This window comes from Frankia sp. R82 (assembly GCF_023716925.1).
In the GTDB taxonomy this organism is placed as follows: Bacteria; Actinomycetota; Actinomycetes; order Frankiales; family Frankiaceae; genus Frankia.
This window is the reverse complement of the sequence record NZ_JAMQQG010000174.1, coordinates 1-1,098: the sequence shown is the minus strand read 5'-3', so window position 1 is coordinate 1,098 and position 1,098 is coordinate 1. Positions and strand designations below refer to the sequence as shown.

Here is a 1,098-nt window from a genome sequence, read left to right as displayed (position 1 = left end):
GGCGGGTGGGGTGCGGGCGGGGGTGTGGGCGGAAGCAGAGCGGTGGGGGTACAGCGAGTTCGTGGGTGAGGAGGTGGGGTTGGCGGCGGGCCTGTCGCCGGCGCAGGGTGGCCTGCAGGTGGCGTTTGCGGTGCGGGTGGTGCGCCGTCTGGTAGGGGCAGTGAAAGCCCTGTACGAGGGGGTGATTGATCTGGGGCGGCTGGTGGTGTTGGACCGGTTGACCGGGCAGCTGTCCGACGAGCAGGCCGGGCTGGTGGCCGGGGTGGTGTTGGCGCGGGGTGGCCGGCCCAGTGCGGAGGCGTTCGCGCAGGCGGTACGCCGCGGGGTGCTGCGGGTGGATCCGGGCGGGGCGGCGCGGCGGCGGGAGAAGGCGCAGGCCGCGCGGCGGGTGGAGGTACGTCCCGAGGCTGACGGGATGGGCCGGGTGGGCCTGGTGCTGGGCGCGGAGCAGGTGTGGGCGGTGTGGGCGCGGCTCACCCGGCTCGCCCGCCAGGGCGCTGGGGATGGTCGCAGTTTTGATCAGCGGCGGGCGGATGTGGCCTACGGGCTGTTGATGGGCGCGGACGCCGGGCGGGTCCCGGTCGAACTGCAGGTGATCGTGCCAGTGGAAACCCTGCTCGGGCTGACAGAGCTACCCGGAGAGATTCCCGGGTTCGGGCCGGTGCCGGCGGAGGTGGTCCGGCAGATGAGCGACGATCCGCACTGCACGTGGCGGCAGATCCTGACCCGCCGGGACAGCGGGGACCTCGTCGACGTGTCCCAGCGCAGGTTTCCCTCGGCGGCCCTGGCCCGCAGGGTGCGGGCGCGCAACACCACCTGTGTGCTGCCGGGCTGCGGGCAGCCCGCCACCAGCACAGATCTTGACCATACGGTTGCCTGGGTCGACGGGGGACGGACTCGGGAGGGCAGCCTCGCCCCGGTCTGCCGGCGTCATCACCGGATGCTCGGCCGCCGTAAGCAGCAGCCCGCCAGCCCGACAGGCCACACCGGCCACACCGGCCAGGCCGGCCAGGCCGGATCAGCCGATCATCAGCAGCCCGCCAGCTGGCTGATCGAACAGACCCTCCCCGGCCACATCACCTGGACCACCCCCACCGG

1 protein-coding gene is annotated in these 1,098 nt (G+C 73.5%); it reads left to right on the top strand.

Features of this window, described 5'->3' with window-relative positions; translation table 11 throughout:
- Nucleotides 1-22 precede the first annotated feature (22 nt).
- Nucleotides 23-1,098, top strand: a 1,076-nt coding sequence (locus ND747_RS16450) for an HNH endonuclease signature motif containing protein (RefSeq protein ID WP_251734485.1), incomplete at its 3' end; no start/stop codon positions are given.